Here is a 17,503-nt window from a genome sequence, read left to right as displayed (position 1 = left end):
TTATTCACAAAGGACAAATGACTAATGACCAGATTAACATTTGTCATTGTGACCATTGACAGCTAAAGCTTGATTGATCTGGCTTAATAGGTCTTCCATTGATATCGATCGCGGTAAGATTTGGGTAGCGATCGCACCAACAACAGTTTCTATCGATTCCAAACCATTCTTCTTCTGCTTGTTAATTTCCCGATCAGCTACTCCATCCGGGAAACTGGTTTCCGAGCGATTAAATCGCTGATTTAATACCAAAATTGGTGGCAACTTTAAAGGCGAATCTCCTAATTTTTTCAGTGCTTTGAGTACATCTCTGTGGATAGAGGTTTCTCCTAAACAAATTAGCAGTAAGTCAACGCTTTCGTGGCTAATTTGTTGCAACACTTCTGCCCAACAAGGACTCATCGCCGCTTTGAAGCCTGCTGTTTGGAGGTATTGAATTAAAGCTTGGAACCATTCAGATCCCCGTTCAGCAGTTTCACTACTAATTGAGCAATTTTTTTCTGTCCGATAACCCTTAGCTGGCTTACGTCTTACCTGGGGAAAATCCCGTAGCATTGTTAAATCCACTACTAAGATGTTGGGAGGGCAGCAAATACCAGAAGCAATTTCCAGTACTGATAGTAAAGCATCTGTTTTCTCAGTGCGACTGCTGTTATCTTTAGCAAATGGTGTTAAGTAAGGAAATACAGATAGCCCTGGTATTTTAGAAGCAATTAAGGTAGTTGCAACATCGCAAGTAACCAGTGGTATAGCTGCTAAACGCGGATGTCCAATTAATTGTTGCAAATAAATTTGGGCGGTGGTACTTTCGACATCTAGCAAAATCACATCAAACTGCCATACCCGCGCCAAAAGTTCTGCCTGATCTAGGTCATCTACTTCAATCACCCGATGTTCTCGAAGTGAGGGATGGGGATTGACCGATTCTAACTGGGGATTCACCAACCTGAGAATTCGCAGTGGGGTTTTAGTTGGGATAATTGCACTATTATTTAACCCTATCTGCGGTATTACTTGTGCAGTAGATAATTTTTCTAAAGCTGGTGCTAAGACCTGATGCTCTACTGGCAAACTTAAGAAACCATCGGCTCGGTTAGCAAATGCTTGCTCCTTTTCGGCTCCTGTCGCTGTCACAATTACAGATATATGACGGGTTGCGGTGTCAGATTTTAATAAAGTCAGCACATCCCAGCCTGATAGCAGGGGTAGCAACGGATTTAAAAATATCGCTATTGGTTGCAAGCGTCGCGCTTTTTCGACTGCTTCTGTCCCCGATCGCGCAATCACTACCCGATATCCTAAACCTTTGAGTTGTTCGGTCAACTCTTCAATATATCGAGCTACAGCCTCGACTACCAAAACCAACCGTTGCGAACTCGCAAGATGATGCTGTGTGGGCGTACTAGGATGCTGACGAGCGGCGGCGAGATTTTCCCGTGTCGGTTGGTATTGTGTCTCCTCGTCTTCTCTGATTCCCATATCTGGTTCTGAAAAGCCTGTTTTCGGGGGACTGGGCGGCAGAAGTAGTGTAAACTGGCTACCTTTACCTTCACGCGATAAGAAGCTAACATCTCCTCCGTGGAGGCGAGCCAAGGCGCGAGTTAATACTAGCCCTAAACCAGTGCCTTCAAATTGGCGGGTGAGGGGATTTTCTAGTTGTTGGAATTTTTGAAAGATTAAGTGTTGTTGGTGTTCAGGAATGCCAATACCTGTATCCCAAACTGTAAAGGCAATCCATCCTTCCCAACGACTTACCCGCAGCCCAATTTCGCCAGATATTTCGGTGAATTTAAAGGCGTTGGAAAGTAGGTGTACTAGCATCTGGCGTAAGCGCAATTCGTCTGCCACCATCTGATCTAAACCTAGTTCAATGGAAAGATAGAATTGGGGAGCAGATGAACGGGCATTTGCAGGTGGCGGGGCAGATGTTGCTTTGGTGGTTTGAGTGTGGATAGCTTTGGCTTCCGATAGGGCGCGATCGCACACAGTACTGATTTTCACCGGAGTCAGCGTCAAATCCATTTGTCCCGTTTCCATCCGGGTCAAATCTAAAATGTCATTCACCACACTCATTAGGTGGCGTCCGCTTTGATGAATCAGTCCCGCATAACGGGCTTGACGCTCGTTAAGTTCTCCCAACTGCTGATCCACTAGCAAGCGCGATAATCCCAAAACGGCAGTTAGGGGAGTTTTGAGTTCATGACTAATACAAGCTAAAAACTCGTCTTTTAACCGATTTAGTTGAATTAAATCGGCATTCTTCGCTGCTAGTTCTTTACAAAGTTGCTGCTGTTCAGTGACATCAGTAGCTAAAATCAACCACAAATCAGTGCTGAGTGCAATCTCCTCTTCGGCACTCATAACTTTAAACTCAGGACTATCTAAGGGAATTTTGGCAAACTGCCAAATTTGCTCTTGACCATTTTGCACTTCGACAACGCAGGTACAAGTACCCACCTGACTATCCAAATAGCAGCGGCTGTATGTAGCATCACTTGATGTTTCTTGCTGAATCAGTTCTTCTTCACCAATATGCTCATTCTCCCTACCATTGGGATAAACCTTAATTGCTGGTTGGGTGACATATTCTGCTATTTCGGAGCGTTTAGGGACAAGTATTGCCTCCACCTGTTGCCTAACCCCTTCTGGATCTTTTAAGGTTCCTAATTGCTGCCACCAGGCGGGATTTCGCGCTACCACCTCGCCAGTACCCGTTTGCAACATTAAAGGCCAAGGCAGTCTTTCTAGCAAGTGTACCAGTGGCTGGTGTCCTAACGACTTGGGTTCATTTGGCGCACCATCATACTCATGACGATGCTCACTAGACCTTTGTAAGCCAGCCATACGTTCTTGAGCCAGCGATCGCAACAGGCGTGAACTATCTAGCAGCCCCAAATATCGACCATCCAAGTCAATCAGCGCCCAATCTAGATTTTGAGGTTTTTCGACTTGTGAATCGCACCAGCGCAAGCTTAATCGCTCTACACGCTCTGAAACTGATATTGTCTGTATTGGCTCAATTAGACCCTGACCCCAGGTAGAAAGCGATTGGTGTAAATTTAGATTTTTATCGTCACTTTGGGCTAATAATTTTGGGATTAAACGGGCAGAATACAGCAATCCGATGGGACATTGCTGTTGATTCACTACTACCAAGCGATCGCACTGCTCTTGCTCAAAAATCTCCAACACCATTGCCAGAGAACTTGTTTGGGGGCAGCTAGGTACGGTTGCCTGAAAGTCATAAAGCGGGTAATCTAGCATTAACATAGGGATTTGGGGGTCATTCTTCCTGTGGAACCCTCCGGCATTTCCATCTGCCAGTTGATGGTCTTTTCGCCTGAAGTCATATCCTCTAAGAAGACTCATATAAGCAACTCTGGTTATTTCAACGCCATTAAAACAACGGGATTTTCCCTAACGGACACGGGAATTGCGAACGAGTGCATTTTTCCAAGAGGCGACGTTTCTAATTTCTAGCAACTAGCCAGCCTCCCCAGCGTCTTACTGGTATTTAAACTCCTCATCGATAGCGACGGCTAAAACAATTATGGCCCCAAAGATTCGCTTTAGAACCTTGAGGAATTATAATGATTTGGAATACGACAATCCTTTAAGTTCGTTTAAGTATCTTATCAAGGAGCAAAATAAAAAAATCTATCTATTTATATACATAGATATGTAAATCATGAGTTAATTATTGTGTCTTGCTATGCCGACGGATACCTCATCATCAAAGACCTACTAAGTTCTACCAGTTAGGTGCTCCACTAGATTATTGAGTGCCTAGCACTATCTGCTCACATAGAGCGTTATTTTGGGATTAAATCAGCAGTTTACTGCACACGCAGCATTTCCCTACAAGCGTTAGCCAAACTTATCAGCCCGCGTTTCTTGGTCAGGGCGATCGAGGAGATATATTCAAGAATAGATGTTATTACCGATATTGATTCTGCAATCTAATGTTAAAAAATGCTTAAATAATCCAGTTGACTTAGCCAACCTAAAAGGTTTGAGTACGTGGGTGGGGAAATTGATGGACGCAATTATTACCCGATTTTGCCACTTACCTGTTGCTGCAACGACCTCTGGAAAAATTAACCACTTACCAAATTGGCCGCCACTAAATCCAAGTAAGGCATACACTAGCAAGTACGTTTATGTATTTGCCAGTCAGATGCAAAAAAGTCAACAGCATTTTCAGGAGATGAATCCGGCACAAAGACAAGGATTATTAAGACAGCTTAAAACAGATTATAGCCTGATTCTTATAGATTATTTTACTACAGACAAAACACTCAAAGAGAAAATTGATAAATTTATCAATACTATATTTTATGCTAATATTCCTGTGCCCCAAATAATCGAGATTCACATGGAGGTAATCGAAGAATTTTCTAACCAGCTAAAATTAGAAGGAAGAAGCAATGAAACGTTACTTGATTACCGCTTAACGTTGATAGATGTCCTGGCTCACCTGTGCGAACTCTATAGGAGTTCGATTTCTAAATAAATTAACTTTATCGATGTTTGTTCCACTTGGAACAAGCTACTGCTGTTAATTACTCCCAATGCGCGAACACATCTTGTATTTTTCTGCTCATGACTAGCTATCAAGTATATGAATAAAGCCAGAAAAACCTACGTTCTCAAGCTTTACGTAGCAGGGAATACCCCGAATTCAGTCCGGGCATTAAAAATACTCAAAGATATTTTAGAAGAGGAGTTTGAAGGTGTTTATGCTTTAAAAGTGATCGATGTACTGAAAAGTCCGCAACTGGCGGAAGAAGATAAAATATTGGCAACACCAACATTATCTAAAATTTTGCCTCCACCCGTTCGCAAAATTATTGGGGATCTTTCAGATAGAGAAAGAGTATTGATTGGATTGGATTTACTCTATGAAGAACTTAGTGAAGAAGATTTTGAAGAGTAAAATTTTAATCATAAAAAAATTAAGTACCAACTTTAGTAATAAAAAAACAGGTTTTAATACCCTTTTGTGATCGAGCAATGAGTGAAAACGAGCAAGTAGAACTAAAGCAACCACAAAGAATTAGAGGTGTAGAAAAAATTCGGACGATGATCGAAGGGTTTGACGATATTAGTCATGGTGGTTTACCAATTGGTAGAACTACCTTGATTAGTGGTACATCCGGCACAGGCAAAACCTTATTCTCGCTTCAGTTTCTCTATAACGGTATTACCTACTTTGATGAAGCAGGAGTATTTGTTACGTTTGAAGAATCACCCAGTGATATTATTAAAAATGCCCATGTTTTTGGTTGGAACTTGCCCCGCTTAATCGAAGAAGGCAAGTTGTTTATTCTTGACGCATCTCCCGACCCAGAAGGTCAAGATATTGTAGGAAATTTTGACCTTTCTGCACTCATTGAGCGCTTACAATATGCCATCCGCAAATACAAAGCTAAACGAGTTTCAATCGATTCAATAACAGCGGTATTTCAGCAGTATGAAGCGATGGGAGTAGTGCGACGCGAAATTTTCCGCCTGGTAGCACGTCTCAAACTACTGAGTGTCACCACTCTAATTACCACTGAACGTAGTGAAGAATATGGGCCCGTTGCCTCTTTCGGAGTCGAAGAATTTGTTTCCGATAATGTAGTAATTGTTCGCAACGCTTTAGAAGGAGAACGCCGCCGCCGCACAATTGAAATTCTCAAGTTGCGCGGCACAACTCACATGAAAGGCGAATATCCCTTCACGATTACTAATGAAGGAGTTAACATCTTCCCACTCGGAGCAATGCGCTTGACTCAACGTTCTTCTAATGTCAGGGTATCTTCTGGTGTCAAAACTTTAGATGAAATGTGCGGTGGTGGTTTCTTTAAAGATTCAATTATTTTGGCAACAGGAGCCACAGGTACTGGTAAAACCCTGTTAGTAAGTAAATTTATTCAAGATGGCTGCCTGAATGGAGAACAGGCGATATTATTTGCTTATGAAGAATCACGCGCCCAACTATCTCGTAATGCTTCCTCTTGGGGAATTGATTTTGAAGAATTAGAAGATCAAGGTTTACTCAAAATAATCTGTACCTATCCTGAATCAACTGGTTTAGAAGACCACTTACAAATTATTAAATCAGAAATTGCTATTTTCAAACCCGCTCGGATTGCTATTGATTCCCTATCAGCACTAGCTAGAGGAGTTACAAATAATGCATTTCGGCAGTTTGTTATTGGTGTGACAGGTTATGCTAAACAAGAAGAAATTACTGGTTTCTTTACCAACACAACCGACCAATTTCTGGGGGCGCATTCGATTACTGACTCTCATATTTCCACGATTACCGATACAATTCTGATGTTACAGTACGTAGAAATTCGCGGAGAAATGTCGCGGGCAATTAACGTATTCAAAATGCGCGGATCTTGGCATGATAAGGGCATTCGTGAGTATAATATTACTGCTGACGGGCCCGAAATCAAAGATTCTTTCCGAAACTACGAACGGATTATCAGCGGTGCTCCTACTCGCGTTAGTATCGATGAAAAGGCGGAACTTTCTCGCATTGTTAGACGTTTTGAAGACAAACAGAGTTCCGAACCCTAAATTTAGTATCGTAGTATATTCTTTCCTAAGTTTAGTATCGTGCTATATTCTGTGGTGAAGAAAGGTTTTCTGCCGCTAGATTGATTTTCGTGTGAGGGATGCGGTGAAAGGACAGCAATTATTTTATAGCTTCTTACCTGGTGTAACGGCAGCGGTCTTAACAACTCAGCCTGCTTGGGCTGGTACTGCGAAACTAACTGGGGTACAACTGGCGTCTTCTCCTAGTGTTTTGACTTCTACTTATAGTCAAGGCTTGGTTGTGGACACCATAAATAGGCAACTGCCTAACAGTGCAAATGTTAGTGTTCCAACCCTAGTACCTGCTTTGGGTTTTACTAAACTTAGTATGAAACCTTTAAGTAATAACAGTATTCCAGTATTTACGACTGAAAATACTGTTGTGCCAATAAAACAACTACTTAAGAAAGACAAAGGTAGATTTTTCAGTTTGACACCTACCTCTAATTCTTCCCAAGTTCAAAAGAACCAAAAACAGAGTAATTCAAGCGCTGATGGGCAGAAATTAAAGAAGATAGTAGTTCCCAACTACACTTCAAAACCCCCTTTTGTCCAAAAAGGAATTTTGTCCCTGTCTTCTACACAGCAGCCAGTGGTTCAAAAGATAAATACTGTTACTCAGTTGCAAACATTTTTACAAACTTCAGCCACAGGTGCAGGAGCAGCAAAACTTTTGTCAGCGCAGAGGTGTCCACAGGAGTTGAGCAAAAGCAAAACTGACTCTTTGTCTGATTTGCTAATAACCTCAAGCACTTGCTTACAACAAAATGCTATTGGTCGCTTGGCTCAGAGTAATACCACGATTCCGGCAGATTCGACGCTAATCACTGCGCCAGGAACCGTAACTCCTGCACCAGGGGGTTCGGTGCAACCTGTTACTGTACCAACAACCGTAACTCCGACGCCAGGGAGTTCGGTGCAACCTGCTACTTTACCAGGAGGTTCGGTGCAACCTGCTACTGTACCAACAACTGTAACTCCTGTGCCGTCAGGGCGGGTACAAATTCCAGAGAACCTGATTCCTAACTCAAATCCCCTACAATTTCCCACCAAAGCGGAGGAAGTGAGACTTCAGGAAAATCAACCAATTACTTTGGCACAGGCTCTAGAGCTAGCACGGCGCAATAATCGGGATTTACAGGTGTCTTTATTGGAGCTAGAACGCAATCGAGCATCTCTACGCGAAGCGCAAGCTGCTTTATTGCCCACTCTGGGAGTTAGCACGGATCTGACTCGCAGTCAGTCTTCTAGCAGTCAGCTTCAGGACGAATTAAACGGGCGAAATGGCTTACTGTCTAACCAAGACCAACCCAGTACATCTTTTTCTGGTCAAGCACAACTTTCATATAACCTTTATACTTCTGGGAGAGTGCAAGCTAGCGTCAGAGCGGCTGAAGAACAGGTACGTTACTATGAGTTGGCTGTAGAAACTCAGTCTGAGACAATCCGTTTTAATGTTGCCACTGACTACTATAATCTGCAACAAGGGGATGAACAAGTACGCATTAGTCAGTCGGCTGTAGTGAACTCTGAGGCTAGTTTACGTGATGCAGAAGCTTTAGAGCGAGCTGGGGTTGGTACGCGGTTTGATGTGTTGCGATCGCAGGTGAATTTAGCAAATGCTCAACAAAATTTAACTAATGCTAGATCCCAGCAGTCAATTTACCGTCGTCAATTAGCAACTCGGATAAGTTTGCCGCAAGCAATAAATATCAGTGCCGCTGACCCTGTACAATTAGCTGGTCTTTGGAACCCAACTTTAGAACAAAGTATTGTGTTGGCTTATCAAAATCGTCCAGAACTGCAACAGCAGTTGGCACAACGTAATATTAACGAGCAACAGCGTAGACAAGCTCTTGCAGAACTGGGTCCTCAAGTTAGTTTGGTTGCTAGCTACGACCTGCTAGATCAGTTCGACGATCATGTCAGCGTTACTGATGGTTATTCATTCGGAGTTAGGGCAACCCTAAATTTGTTTGATGGAGGAGCAGCAAGAGCAAGAGCATCTCAACAGGAAGCTAATATTGCGATCGCAGAAACTCAATTTGCTGAACAGCGCAATCAAATTCGCTTTCAGGTAGAACAAGCCTATTCTACCCAGCAATCTAGTTTGGAGAATGTTCAAACCGCTAATACCGCTTTAGAACAAGCTAGGGAAGCTCTACGTTTAGCACGTTTGCGATTCCAAGCTGGTGTAGGTACTCAAACTGATGTCATTAACTCTGAAAATGACCTCACACAAGCTGAAGGTAATCGAGTCACAGCAATTTTGAATTACAACCGCGCTTTAGCTCAGTTACAACGGTCTGTTACCCTCAGAGCATTCCGCTAATTAGCTGAAACTCAACTGAATCAGTATTTTTGACTGCTGTTGTGTTTTGTAATGCACTTTGCACCTGCTATTAGAGGATCGCAGAGTCCAGTAGCGTTTCTAATAAAAAGCTAGCTAAAAACCTCATTTATTCAGTGTATTTACTGGAAATATGAGGCTTTTTAGTCCAAAAGACAGTATGTAAATTGTGATTTTTGAGAAATTCTTTAGCGATCGCTAAAGGATAAGAGTCTATCGAGAATAGGCTACTATTTTAGGCTGAGAATTTTACTTCCCTTCTTCCAGTAACAAAAGTTTTTCCGCTCGTCTTATATTAATTCTGTATAAAGATGCGCTAAATTATATCAGAAACGAACCGCATAGACGCTGCATCGGCTGACCGCAGGATAGGGCGCATTCGCGTAGCGTCTCGTTAGAGAAGGACACAAAGGAAGAAAGAAAATTTGGCGCAACCTCACAAAGAAATGGTATTAAAAGAGGGTTAGGCAGAAGTCGTAGGGAAGGAGTTGTTTTTGTGAGGTCTGTATTGGACTTAACAGAGAAGCGCTATAGTCAAATTTGGACTAACATAACTGAGTGTCCGATCGCTTGCCTTGTCAAAGACTCATGACTAAAGTAACATCTCAAGAAATTGCACAGTTTCGCTCTCAATTGGCAGATGATAAGAGCGATATGGAAGCGCTGGATTTGATTGAAGACTGTGATGGAGATTTAGAAGATGCGGCGATGACGCTAGCTATCCGAGCCGGACAAGAACCAGAAAGAGCAAATTCCGAGTGGTTAGATGCCTTGGCGAGAAAATGGCGTGTGGTGATTTGCGAACAAGAATATCGCGAAGATTTGCTTAATACTTCACCTCAAAAGATGATGGAACATCTAAAAGCAATGCCGACGTTTCCGAAAATTTTGGCAACACCAGTTTTGATTTATGTCCTCAAGCAAGGCGTAAACAATTTTTGTGAGCCACTAGATTCGCTAAAGTGATCGGATGTACATTTAACTTGTGCTAAATTGTGCGATTGCAGTTTGCAGTTGAGTTTAATACAGACCTCACAAGAACAGCCCCTTAAGAGCTAGTGTTGGGGAGTAAGACTGCTAACTCCTGTAGAGACGCGATTAATCGCGTCTCTACTCCTAACTCCTACCCAATGCAAGATGATTTGACCACTACTGATACGCTGTTAATTAAGGCAAAACTTCTATTAGACAAATTGTAAAATCAATGAATTACCTTGTTGCCGTATTACCAGACCGCATTCAAGCCGAAGCTGCTTACTTAGCTTTAGAAAAAGAAGGCATTAACAGCACTATTTTGGGAAGGGGGTATAAAACGGCTGACGAGTTTGGCTTAATTGACCCCCAAGAGCAGGCTAAAAAGCAAGCAAAACAGATGGCAACCTGGCTGATACCATTTGGCTTTTTTGCAGGTTTTACATTCAGCCTCATTACTGGTTTAGATACTTTTGCCTGGGCGGGTGAAGTTGGCAATCACATTGTTGGCGGACTGCTGGGTGCTGCTAGTGGTGCGATGGGTGGTGTGTTTGTCGGTGGCGGAGTCGGTTTACTTATAGGTGGTGGTGATGCTTTACCTTATCGCAACCGCTTAGATGCAGGTAAATATTTAGTCGCCGTTCAAGGTTCTGAAACTCTCACTCGCCAAGCAACCAAAATATTACGTCAGTTCGATCCAGAAAATATCCAAGGTTATGCCGACACAAGTAGTGTGTAATGAATCATAGTTTACACTTCACGACACAGCGACTTGAGTTGCTTCCCTGTTCTTTGGAGGTGGCACAAGCCGTTGTGACAAGAAATAAATAAACCCCAAGTAGAAAAGCTTTTGGGGGTATGGGTTCCTGATGATTGGTATGCATCTGAAGTGCTAGATTTTTTTCCAATGTATGCTCAGATGCTAGTAGACGATCCTTCCCAATTGGGTTGGGGTATCTGGCTAATGATTCACATTGCTGATTCTACCCTGATTGGTGATTTGGGATTTGGTGGTAAACGCGATCGCACAGGAACTGTAGAAATGGGTTATGAAGTCCTATCAGCTTATCGCCAGCAGGGATTTGCTTTTGAAGCAGTGGAAGCACTGGTCGATTTTACCTTTACTCAGCCAGAACTTAAGAGAATTATCGCTCATTCTCCAGACGAGCGTGTTGCCTCGATTCGCATTTTAGAAAAACTGGGAATGCAACAAATTGCTAGGGATGAAAACCTGCTGAAATGGGAATTAAAGTTAGAATCAAAATAGTTTTAAAGAGGAGAATGGGGCATGGGGCATTGGTAAAAGATAAATGACAAATGACAAATGACAAATGACTAATTCATAATTTTTAAGAATGTTGCCACGAGAAGAACTTTTAAAAGGTGTTGAAAATCGAGATAGTGTAGCTCGTGCAATCGACCAAGCAGAGCAAGCGATCAAAACTTGGGAAGTGGTTTTGACAGATTTTCTATCTCCCCTAGAATTGGCAGAAATTCAACGGGTATTTAACCGATTAACAGAAGTGCAATTGGTGGCGTGGGGTGGATATCCGCAAGCTGAACGCCAAAGAATAGCGATCGCTCGTTCGGAACTTCCGTTAGATCGATCTCAAGTCAGCCTTGTAGCTGTGGAAATTGCTGGTAATTTCCTATTTGATACCGCTTCTCACCGCGACTTTTTAGGCGCAATGTTGGGGACGGGAATTGTTCGTGAAAAAACGGGAGATGTAATTGTCTTAGGAGAACGAGGGGCGCAGGCGATTGTTGCACCAGAGTTGGTGGAATTTTTGTCAATGAGTCTCAAACAGGTGCGATCGGTTCCTGTGAAAACTCAGCAGATTGAGCTAACTGAATTAAAGGTTCGGGAACCCAAGAAAAAAGAATTAACAACTGTGGAGGCTTCTTTAAGATTAGATGCGATCGCATCTGCTGGTTTTGGTATGTCCCGCAGCAAAATGGTTGATTTCATCGATGCTGGTGATGTCCGCGTCAATTGGAAGGAAGTTACCCAAGCTAGTTCTCAAGTCAAATCAGGCGACTTAATCGCCATTCGCTCAAAAGGGCGTTTAGAAGTTGGGGAAATCGCCGTTACAAAAAAAGAGCGTTACCGAGTTCAATTAACAAGGTATATGTAATAAGTGAAGAGTGAGGAGTTTTAAATACACCAGTTTATTTAACTCCAAACTCATAAATTGTACAGACGCGATTAATCGCGTCTCAACTCCTAAATATATACTTAATACTTAAGCTTTAAAGTGTTTTGCTAACATATTCAGTAGAAGTTTACGCGGTACAAGTCGAGATAATTTGCTTCTAATTTGAGTACTACTATTAGAGCTAATAACAGTTGGATAGCCTTTTTCTAAAGCCTCTAAAGATTCCAAAACCACTTTTTGGGAAGAATACACCTTATCTGTACTGCTTGCCAGTGCTGGAGGAAAATTAGCTTCTGCAAAAAAGTTTGTTTCTATTGGCCCTGGACAAGTGACTAAAATACGGACACCATACTCATAATTTTCTGCCCATAACGCTTCACTAAAGCTGAGAATAAAAGCTTTACTAGCAGCATAAACAGAAAGGTATGGTATCGGTTGAAATGCGGTAATAGAGGATACGTTAATAATACTTCCAGAACGACGTTGCCGCATCAATGGTAGAAATTTGTGGGTTAAATCTACCAATGCCAAAATGTTTAATTGTACGATTTTAACTTGTTTTTCTCCATCCCCTTCAGCAAAATCACCATAAGAACCAAAACCAGCATTGTTGATTAATAAGTCAATAGTTAATCCTTTTGCTTTCGTGGTTTCAAATACACTAGCAGCTGCATTAGGTTCTGTGAGGTCTTGTACTATAACGTCTACTTGAATGTTGTGTTGTTCTTGTAGTTGTTTAGCTAATTGGCTTAGTTTGTCTTCAGAACGAGCAACGAGTACAAGATTTGTCTTGCGTGCAGCTAGTTCTTGAGCAAAGGCTTTACCAATACCACTAGAGGCACCAGTAATTAAAGCAGTTGGCATTCTACATATTCAGATAGTTTTTGAGCACTTATAAATCTTAGCTATGCTGACTACAAGTTTTAACTACCCAAAGTGATATATCCAAAAGGGTAAAAGCAGCACTTAGTACTATGAAATCTGAATAAAGGCTTGATCCAATCATAACTTTTTCTTACCTAAAATGTGAATAGAACACAATACTATTAACTGTACCAGTAAGATAAATTTCTATATGACATATATATAGGTATTTTTTATTAGACTCTTGCACAAATGCAAAATTTGCCTGCGGTATCTTGCTAGATCCCCCAACTCCGTTTCCTAATTTTGGGTGAGTAATTTAGTATTAGGGCTTTTGATTCATGTAAGAAGTTTATTAAGTCCGATGCCACAAATAATGATTTTTCTCATGGCGATTCAAATTCATTTTGAATTACTAATTACCATTTTTCAGACCAATAGATAATTTCTGAGTTAGAACTATTAATAGCAACGCCGTAGCTATCTCCATGATTCCACTTAAAGCCAGGTCTACCTTTGTCATCTGTATTTAATACTAATATTTCATAAGTAGCTGGAAAAGATTCTGTAGGAGAGTCACTAGTGTAGAAGAAAGTTGTCGGCACACCGTTAGGTTGATTTATGTGGTCGTTTGTGTTACCACCTCTATATTTGTGCTTGGCACTATTTTTATATTGTGAAAGTAATTTTTCTATCTTCTTTGGTGGCTCTTTTAACCTAATTTGAAAAAAACTACTTCCTTGCAAAATTTGGGGAGAGTAAGCAATACGAACGTCTTTAGCATCAGGGGGAATCTCATTAGGAAAATGTTTTACTTGGTCATTATCAGACCATAGTTGATTACGAATTTCTTTATAGCGTGATGTATCAGTTATAATTTTAGGCTCACTAGTACTGTTAAAAGTTGTTCTCAGAAAAAAGCTTCCCCCGACAATACTAAGACTAGCAAGGGCTAATAGAAATTGCGATCGCTTCATCCAGTTGGGTGTGTCTAACTTTCATAGTCATATACCCAACTAATAAACTAAATTCGTACTATTACGGATATCGAATCAGCAATATTAACAGAAACTTTGTATATTCAGAGGAAAATTGGGATAATTGTAAAATTAATGTGAAGTTAGTCAATGATTACCTAGTCAAATACCGTAGGCGATCCTCATTGAGGCCAGTACTACCGTTGTAGCTAACAAAATCAATTCCACAGCTATCCATTTTTTTTCAATCCTTCCTGATATAGCAATAACTAAAGCGGATATATAAATAGTAGATGCACCTTAATTAAATCACAGCCTTCAGCTTTTAGTTGAGGGCTTTTTTTTATTATTGAGGTTTTTTATTCAGTCAAAAAATAAATTTGCTTAAAAGTCTAATTTACCCGGATATGACAATAAATAAAGCGGATTAATAAATGGTAGATGCACCTTAATTAAATCATAGCCTTCAGCTTTTAGTTGAAGGCTTTTTTATTCAGGAAAAAATAAATTTGCTCAAAAGTATACTTTTCCCGGATATGGCAATAAATAAAGCGGATTAATAAATGGTAGATGCACCCTAAGAATTACAGCCCTCAGCCAAAAGCTGGAGGCTTTTATTATTTCAATATCGATGGCAGCAAACTGGGAGCTAACCACACTGCATAACCAATAAATCCAAACAGCAAGGTAATTAGGACAGTAATGCCGTAGCTGATGCAAATTAATAAACCGTCAGATTCGATGGTGGCAACAGTCAAAAGTAAAATACCGATAGTAGGGATAGGATTTGTAAACGGAATTGGTAATATTAGTAATACTGTTAATAAAGAGATACAAAACCCATTAATTCGCCAAACTAAAGGATTATGAGCTATTTTTGCTAATCGGGGACGGGCGATTTTCTGGAAAACTTTGGTAAGCCGTCCCAAATTTTGCAAAAGTAACTGCGCGAAGGAACGAGGAAATTTGTAGTTAGCGATTCTTTTCGGTAGCCAAGGCGATCGCCTTCCTAAAACCATTTGCACTGACAACAGTAAACAAGCACCACCAAATGGGCCAGTTAATCCTGGTGGCATAGGAAATAAAAAAGGCAAAACTAATAATGTAATTACCAGACTAAAGCCCCGTTCTGAGGTTTCTGTCAGAATATCACCTAGAGTTAGAGGTTGTTCAGCTAGGCGTTGCAATAGGGACTTTATATCTTGAGAAAATCTCAGATGCATTTGGCGTGAGTTGATGCGAGTTGCCACTTTGTAGTAAAGGGAGACGAGGGAGAATAACTTCTAAACTCTGCCAATTTTAGATTTTGGATTGAAGGAAAATTTAAAATTGAATGACTCCTAACTCCTGCTTTCGGGGGGTACAAAAACAGCTATAGCTTTAGGTATAACCCGAAAAAGAGCAGGTGTGTATGTAGTGATTTCACCATCTGTATTAATAGGGCGAGGTTTGCGAGTATGTACCTCTATTTCTTGACCTTGATGGGAGCGTACACTCTGCCAATGTATATGTCGCCCTCGTCGCATTGCGGGTAGTAATAATATAACCTGCCACCAGTGTTCAATCTCCAAGCTATAAAGGTCTAGTCTTTGATCGTCTATTGTGGCATCGTCAGCCACTGCCATACCACCACCGTAATAGCGGCCGTTACCGACTGCAATTTGCACTGTTTTGACGCGAACCAATTCACCGTTGATCGCAATCTCTGCTGTAAAAGGTCTGGCTTCCAAAATCACTTGCAATGCAGTAGCAGCATAAGCAAATACTCCCCAACGGCGCTTAACTTCTTTGGTAAGTCGTTGGGTAATTTTTACACTCAATCCCATACTGGCAACGTTAAAAAAGTGCTTGTCATTTACACAACCCAAGTCGATGCGCTGTAAATGTCTATCTGCAATAATTTTGCAAGCTTCATTGAGGGAATTTGGGATTTCCAAAGTTCTCGCTAGATCGTTGGCAGTTCCCAGAGGCAAGATTCCCAAAGGTAACTGAGTCTCAATTAAAGCATCTACTGCGGCATTTAGAGTACCATCTCCTCCGCCAATAATTACCAAGTCAACTTGATGCTTATAGCTAAGTATAACTTCAGCAAGATGTTTGGGATCTTCTGTAGACTCCTCAATTAAATCAAAGCCAAGTGTTTTCAGATATTGAATCGCTTCCGACAAACCCTTTTGCCCTTGGCGAGCATGACGATTTACTAACAGCAGTGCGCGGGAACTCATGGGTGGTACCTTTTGTTGTTGATATGTCCAATTATCCGCATCTATGTATTTTGCTTGATGTTGACTATAAAAAAGTGTTGAGGCTGTTATGAAAGTTATCAACAATTCATTTTCCTAATACTTATTATATTGTGACTACTAATTTTTATTTTTTATTTTTTTTTAGTTTAGCTCTACTAGCCCTCAGTGTGTTTATCTTCAGCAAATATAATTATTACTTCCCAGATAAATAAATTTTAGGTGTTTTTAGTTATAAAATAGCGAGTTGTTCAAATATTCTTATGCCAAACACAAGGGATATTTTTCATTAAAATAGATACATATACAGCAGATTGCAACTTGGTGAAGTACAGATTATTGTAAAGGCAGAACATTGTTGTGCTCTTACCTATGTACGTCATTTACTTGAAAAAATCTGTATGTAACGCTCCTGTGTTGAATCTAATACAGCACTAGTTGGTTGCTTAACGGGGGAAAATCCCGCAACGCACTAGCTCTCCTACTAACGTTGAGGAGTAAGGTTCAAAGTCTTTTTCCTTTTAGGAAATCGTTATTATAATTGTTTAATTTTTGGTTGATAAAGCAATTGTATCTGTCAACTTATGCTGTGACAGATTGACAATTGTCTAAGAAGAAAGCGATCGCACCTTAAAAACGGCTTTTTCGGGTAAATCCCTATCTGCATTTTTAATTTTGCTTTTATGACTTTTTCGGGTCAGTGTCGCCACCAATAATTGCTTGAAACGTGTCCCCTAGTAAAAATAAAAACGCCGCAACTAACACTACAAGCATTAAACTAGCAAGAGCGGCAAAGGGAGAGATGATAAACAAGATTAAAAGCGCAAACACCAATATATTTAGTAATGTTTTATTCATCTTTTTTGATATTGAATAATACGTGTGTTTTCTACAAATAACAGATAAATCAACAATCTGTCACCTGTCTTCTGTTAGATTTAACCTGTGCGCGCTGACTTTTGTGGTCAAGACGCTTTCTTTGAGAACTGCGAGTTGGTTTAGTGGGTTTGCGTTTGATTGTCACGACAACTGCGCTTTGAATGAGTTCTTGAAGTCGTCTCAATGCTGACTCCCGATTATTCTCTTGGCTTCGGTGTTCCTGGGCTTTAATTACAACTACTCCTTCTTGGTTAATGCGTCGATCGTTGAGCTTTAAAAGCTGTTGTTTATAATAATCGGGTAATGATGAAGCAGCAATATCGAAGCGCAAGTGGATCGCGGTAGAAACCTTATTTACATTTTGGCCTCCTGCTCCTTGGGAGCGAATCGCAGTAATTTCAATCTCAGTCTGTGGGATAATAACTTTGTGGGAAATTTGCAGCATTACTTACAAGGCAAAAGAGAAAC

Annotated in this window: 15 protein-coding genes; 8 read left to right on the top strand and 7 right to left on the bottom strand. The window is 40.9% G+C overall.

The window, feature by feature from the left end:
• Positions 1-33: 33 nt before the first annotated feature.
• The gene (locus tag V7K41_RS28645; protein ID WP_334853824.1) at positions 34-3,270 is read right to left on the bottom strand and encodes a hybrid sensor histidine kinase/response regulator; all 3,237 of its coding nucleotides are present in this window, start codon (positions 3,268-3,270) and stop codon (positions 34-36) included.
• A gap of 661 nt (positions 3,271-3,931) precedes the next feature.
• Here V7K41_RS28645 and V7K41_RS28640 point away from each other — a divergent pair.
• The 8 genes from V7K41_RS28640 to V7K41_RS28605 all read left to right on the top strand — a co-directional run bounded on the left by V7K41_RS28640 (position 3,932) and on the right by V7K41_RS28605 (position 12,051).
• A complete protein-coding gene (locus tag V7K41_RS28640; protein ID WP_334853748.1) occupies positions 3,932-4,513 on the top strand; it encodes a KaiA family protein in 582 nt (193 codons plus the stop codon).
• A 108-nt stretch (positions 4,514-4,621) separates the two neighbouring features.
• Positions 4,622-4,936, top strand: a complete 315-nt coding sequence (gene kaiB / locus V7K41_RS28635; protein ID WP_334853746.1) for a circadian clock protein KaiB — start codon at positions 4,622-4,624, stop codon at positions 4,934-4,936.
• Positions 4,937-5,013: 77 nt separating this feature from the next.
• On the top strand, positions 5,014-6,576 hold the full coding sequence (kaiC, locus tag V7K41_RS28630; protein ID WP_334853744.1) for a circadian clock protein KaiC: 1,563 nt from the start codon (positions 5,014-5,016) through the stop codon (positions 6,574-6,576).
• A gap of 103 nt (positions 6,577-6,679) precedes the next feature.
• Positions 6,680-8,926: a TolC family protein gene (locus V7K41_RS28625; RefSeq protein WP_334853742.1), complete on the top strand. Its 2,247-nt coding sequence runs from the start codon at positions 6,680-6,682 to the stop codon at positions 8,924-8,926.
• A gap of 606 nt (positions 8,927-9,532) precedes the next feature.
• Positions 9,533-9,910, top strand: a complete 378-nt coding sequence (locus V7K41_RS28620; protein ID WP_334853741.1) for a hypothetical protein — start codon at positions 9,533-9,535, stop codon at positions 9,908-9,910.
• A 238-nt stretch (positions 9,911-10,148) separates the two neighbouring features.
• The gene (locus V7K41_RS28615; protein WP_334853739.1) at positions 10,149-10,655 is read left to right on the top strand and encodes a hypothetical protein; all 507 of its coding nucleotides are present in this window, start codon (positions 10,149-10,151) and stop codon (positions 10,653-10,655) included.
• Between the two features lie 111 nt (positions 10,656-10,766).
• Positions 10,767-11,183, top strand: coding sequence for a GNAT family N-acetyltransferase (locus V7K41_RS28610; RefSeq protein WP_334853737.1), 417 nt, complete (start codon positions 10,767-10,769; stop codon positions 11,181-11,183).
• 88 nt (positions 11,184-11,271) lie between these two features.
• Positions 11,272-12,051 (top strand): photosystem II S4 domain protein, encoded by a 780-nt coding sequence (locus V7K41_RS28605; protein ID WP_334853735.1) that lies wholly within the window; start codon positions 11,272-11,274, stop codon positions 12,049-12,051.
• 108 nt (positions 12,052-12,159) lie between these two features.
• On the opposite strand, the gene V7K41_RS28600 is transcribed toward V7K41_RS28605, so the two are convergent.
• The 6 genes from V7K41_RS28600 to arfB all read right to left on the bottom strand — a co-directional run bounded on the left by V7K41_RS28600 (position 12,160) and on the right by arfB (position 17,480).
• Positions 12,160-12,936, bottom strand: a complete 777-nt coding sequence (locus tag V7K41_RS28600; protein ID WP_334853733.1) for an SDR family NAD(P)-dependent oxidoreductase — start codon at positions 12,934-12,936, stop codon at positions 12,160-12,162.
• Between the two features lie 419 nt (positions 12,937-13,355).
• Positions 13,356-13,913, bottom strand: coding sequence for a hypothetical protein (locus V7K41_RS28595; RefSeq protein ID WP_334853731.1), 558 nt, complete (start codon positions 13,911-13,913; stop codon positions 13,356-13,358).
• 617 nt (positions 13,914-14,530) lie between these two features.
• A complete protein-coding gene (locus V7K41_RS28590; protein ID WP_334853730.1) occupies positions 14,531-15,136 on the bottom strand; it encodes an exopolysaccharide biosynthesis protein in 606 nt (201 codons plus the stop codon).
• A 117-nt stretch (positions 15,137-15,253) separates the two neighbouring features.
• Positions 15,254-16,138, bottom strand: coding sequence for a lipid kinase (locus tag V7K41_RS28585; protein WP_334853728.1), 885 nt, complete (start codon positions 16,136-16,138; stop codon positions 15,254-15,256).
• A gap of 699 nt (positions 16,139-16,837) precedes the next feature.
• Positions 16,838-17,014 carry a hypothetical protein gene (locus V7K41_RS28580; protein ID WP_334853726.1) on the bottom strand — a complete coding sequence of 59 codons (177 nt, stop codon included), beginning with the start codon at positions 17,012-17,014 and terminating at the stop codon, positions 16,838-16,840.
• A gap of 49 nt (positions 17,015-17,063) precedes the next feature.
• Positions 17,064-17,480, bottom strand: coding sequence for an alternative ribosome rescue aminoacyl-tRNA hydrolase ArfB (gene arfB / locus V7K41_RS28575; protein WP_334853724.1), 417 nt, complete (start codon positions 17,478-17,480; stop codon positions 17,064-17,066).
• Between the last annotated feature and the right edge of the window lie 23 nt (positions 17,481-17,503).

The sequence above is a fragment of the Nostoc sp. genome (assembly GCF_036917415.1).
Classification (GTDB): domain Bacteria; phylum Cyanobacteriota; class Cyanobacteriia; order Cyanobacteriales; family Nostocaceae; genus Nostoc.
This window is presented reverse-complemented; position numbering and strand designations above follow the sequence as displayed.

Bases quoted from the DNA above. Each gene is read 5' to 3' on its own strand.
- V7K41_RS28645 (WP_334853824.1), bottom strand. From the start codon at position 3,270: ATGTTAATGCTAGATTACCCGCTTTATGACTTTCAGGCAACCGTACCT.
- V7K41_RS28640 (WP_334853748.1), top strand. From the start codon at position 3,932: ATGTTATTACCGATATTGATTCTGCAATCTAATGTTAAAAAATGCTTA.
- kaiB (WP_334853746.1), top strand. From the start codon at position 4,622: ATGAATAAAGCCAGAAAAACCTACGTTCTCAAGCTTTACGTAGCAGGG.
- kaiC (WP_334853744.1), top strand. From the start codon at position 5,014: ATGAGTGAAAACGAGCAAGTAGAACTAAAGCAACCACAAAGAATTAGA.
- V7K41_RS28620 (WP_334853741.1), top strand. From the start codon at position 9,533: ATGACTAAAGTAACATCTCAAGAAATTGCACAGTTTCGCTCTCAATTG.
- V7K41_RS28615 (WP_334853739.1), top strand. From the start codon at position 10,149: ATGAATTACCTTGTTGCCGTATTACCAGACCGCATTCAAGCCGAAGCT.
- V7K41_RS28605 (WP_334853735.1), top strand. From the start codon at position 11,272: ATGTTGCCACGAGAAGAACTTTTAAAAGGTGTTGAAAATCGAGATAGT.
- V7K41_RS28600 (WP_334853733.1), bottom strand. From the start codon at position 12,936: ATGCCAACTGCTTTAATTACTGGTGCCTCTAGTGGTATTGGTAAAGCC.
- V7K41_RS28595 (WP_334853731.1), bottom strand. From the start codon at position 13,913: ATGAAGCGATCGCAATTTCTATTAGCCCTTGCTAGTCTTAGTATTGTC.
- V7K41_RS28590 (WP_334853730.1), bottom strand. From the start codon at position 15,136: ATGCATCTGAGATTTTCTCAAGATATAAAGTCCCTATTGCAACGCCTA.
- V7K41_RS28585 (WP_334853728.1), bottom strand. From the start codon at position 16,138: ATGAGTTCCCGCGCACTGCTGTTAGTAAATCGTCATGCTCGCCAAGGG.
- V7K41_RS28580 (WP_334853726.1), bottom strand. From the start codon at position 17,014: ATGAATAAAACATTACTAAATATATTGGTGTTTGCGCTTTTAATCTTG.
- arfB (WP_334853724.1), bottom strand. From the start codon at position 17,480: ATGCTGCAAATTTCCCACAAAGTTATTATCCCACAGACTGAGATTGAA.